Source organism: Pseudomonas lundensis (assembly GCF_002269125.1).
Taxonomy (GTDB): Bacteria; Pseudomonadota; Gammaproteobacteria; order Pseudomonadales; family Pseudomonadaceae; genus Aquipseudomonas; species Aquipseudomonas lundensis_A.
Window position 1 is genome coordinate 1 of record NZ_NQKI01000077.1, and the last position, 2,767, is coordinate 2,767.

The 2,767-nt window shown below is 44.6% G+C and carries 2 protein-coding genes; one reads left to right on the forward strand and one right to left on the reverse strand.

The features are described 5' to 3' along the window. Window positions 1-347: 347 nt before the first annotated feature. Window positions 348-1,217, forward strand: a complete 870-nt coding sequence (locus CJF39_RS22425; RefSeq protein WP_283163094.1) for an RHS repeat-associated core domain-containing protein — start codon at window positions 348-350, stop codon at window positions 1,215-1,217. 491 nt (window positions 1,218-1,708) lie between these two features. On the opposite strand, the gene CJF39_RS22430 is transcribed toward CJF39_RS22425, so the two are convergent. Continuing rightward, window positions 1,709-2,767 (reverse strand): RHS repeat-associated core domain-containing protein (locus CJF39_RS22430; protein WP_094995352.1); only part of this gene is annotated, 1,059 nt, incomplete at its 5' end.

Consider the following 2,767-nt stretch of genomic DNA (forward strand, 5'->3'; position numbering starts at 1 on the left):
GCAACAAGTTTTGCGGCGATGGTCTCATTGGCCTGCGCTATGCGGTGCTTGCGACAATACTTTACGTACAGAGCCTAGCAAATCTGTTAGGTATAAAAATAAGAAACATAGGTAGATATTGATAGATACCTATCCTTTGGAATAAAGCCATGAGTGCATGACATGAAAATCCCCCTACCGTTTATCTCTATGACCCACTGGATCGTCTAGTAAGCGCTCACTCTACTCTACGGTTCTACAATGGAGTCCGCATCGCGACCGAGATTGCAGGAGAGCGAAAAATCTGTTTTTTCGAACACCTGTCCTTGCCGCTAGCCGAAATAGAGCTACCTGATACCGTTACCTTATTGACGACTGATCAGCAAAATACGGTTCTACACGGCACAAGTACTGTTATTAGCCAATCCCTGTTCTACAGCCCTTACGGCTATTGCTCCCCTACGAGTGGGATACTCAGTTCGATGGGGTTTAACGGCGAACGGGTTGATTCTGTTACGGGCCATTATATGTTGGGTCAAGGCTATCGAGCGTACAACCCGGTACTAATGAGGTTTAACAGTCCAGACAATATGAGACCATTTGGAAAAGGCGGACCTAATGCGTATGCATATTGTGATAATGACCCCGTCAATATAACTGACTCAACAGGGCACTTCCCAAATCCTTGGAAAGGCTTGGCAAATCTATTGCATCTTAGACAGAAAAGATATCTTGCAGCTTTTCATGGCTCGAGCAGCAGCCAAATAGAAAGTCTCACTAAGGGGTTGGATGAAAAGTATCTGGGATCGCATAGGGGGCAAAGCAAAGGCCGTGGATTTTACGGCGCGACCACTCTAGATGCTCCTGAAGATTACGCTAAATTAAAAGCTATCGGCGAGTATAATAGCGAGCATGAACATAAAACTTGGGCACAGCTTTACCCCGACCTATACTCAAAAGATTTTATAAAAAGGAATACGTCCACCTATCCCTCAGGATCACAGCCAGCTTTCTTTGGAGTCTATGTAAAGAACTACCCTAAAAAAGTGCCAGGCAAGGATTTTAAAGTTATGCGGAGCGCTAATGCATTTGTACTTATTTTTCCGCCGAGCATGTATAAAGACATAAAGATTAAGCACTTAAAAACAACTGGCAAATTCCCAAAACCCTATACAAAATTATTAGAGAAGCATAAAATATTACCGGAGAGATATCGAGAAATAAGAGACGCCTTATAACCCACCCCAAAAAATACTTGATAAGCTAAAAACCCGAATGCTCATCGGTGTTTTCGATGATGATATAGATAAGATGACCTACATCGGGTCAGTTATCAAGTACAAGCTGATCCGTAAGGAATTATTTCTTACGGATCACGTTGTTCCCTGGAAGGTTTTAATAGCATTAATCGATTCCCGTTATCCCAAAGGATAAGTCGAAACGTTCATACTTGCAATCAACGCACTTTCGTGCTCCGGTTAATTGAATACTCGCATCAGTTGCCAATGACGGGCCGTTCATAAAACGCTGGTTTTGTGGACGGCAGCTCCGAGTTAAGTCACCCATGATGCAAACCCGCCTGTCCATGCCTTATAACTGTGTCCGCATTCTAATCTCCAGCCAAACTAATTAGCTATTGAATCGCTGGACACGACCTCGCGGATTCAGCTACAACATACAGTCTATATCTGAAGCCCACGTCCATTCTCCAGAATCTAAAATTACTCATTTAAAGGCGGACATACCCGTCACGGATAAATGAGTAATAGTCGCGGCTTTCTCTAATGGCCTCTGATCTATTGGCCAGGCTTGTCCCGGCAGAGCGGATTTTTTCATACATACCGTGTCCTAATCCCCCCTGGTATCCATGCATGCGTGCGTGACGATCAAGATCGCTATAATGCTGGCTCCCTAATGTTTGTCTTGCTATGTTTTCGGGGTAACTTGCGTAAATCATATTCGGACTCTTAACTTGAATCTCCGCCATTAATCCTGAAGGGGCTTTAATGTAAGCATGCGCGCCACTGTAGCCATCAGGTCGGCTTCCGGGATTATTTAATATCACGTATGCGCCTCGATCTTTAAGGGCATTAATAACTGAGTTGACATTCTTTTTTTTGACGACAATCGTATTGCGCGCGATATCTTGGACACCTTGAGGGTTACCATAGAAACGGGTTAGGGTTTTATCAAGAATACGCTCTTTTGTTTTCAAGCCTGGTGTAATGATGCGCCCCCTGAATTGTGTAGAAATAACCTTTGATATACCATCAATATATGAATTTGCACCCTGAGCCTTGACATACATGATATTTATCTGTGCTTTGGCTTTCCAAGCAGTGATGGCTGATAGTATTTTTTGACTAAACTTAAAGCTCCCTGTCGGATCGCTGAAATTTATCGGATCTCCTTCGCAGTAGGTATAAGCATTGATCCCGCCCTGCCTAAACGGGCTCAAACTGTCTGGGCTATTAAATCGCAGTAATACTGGGTTGAACGCCCTGCGGCCCTGTCCTAGCAAATAATGCCCTGTGACTGGGTCGGGCCGCTCACCGTTAAATCCCAGCAAATTAAGTAAACCATCGGTCGTTGGACGATAACCATAAGCGCAGTAGCTCTGTGATTGTCTAAGTACAGGGCTAACGCTGTGCAGCACTGATGTTTGCTGATCCGTTGCCAGTAGGGTGGCAGTTTCTCCGAGGTGTAACTCAGCTAGGGAATCTCCGAACAAGTTTTCAAATGTGCTGAAATACGCCTGACCACCTGATCCGAGCCGCCTATGAGCCAT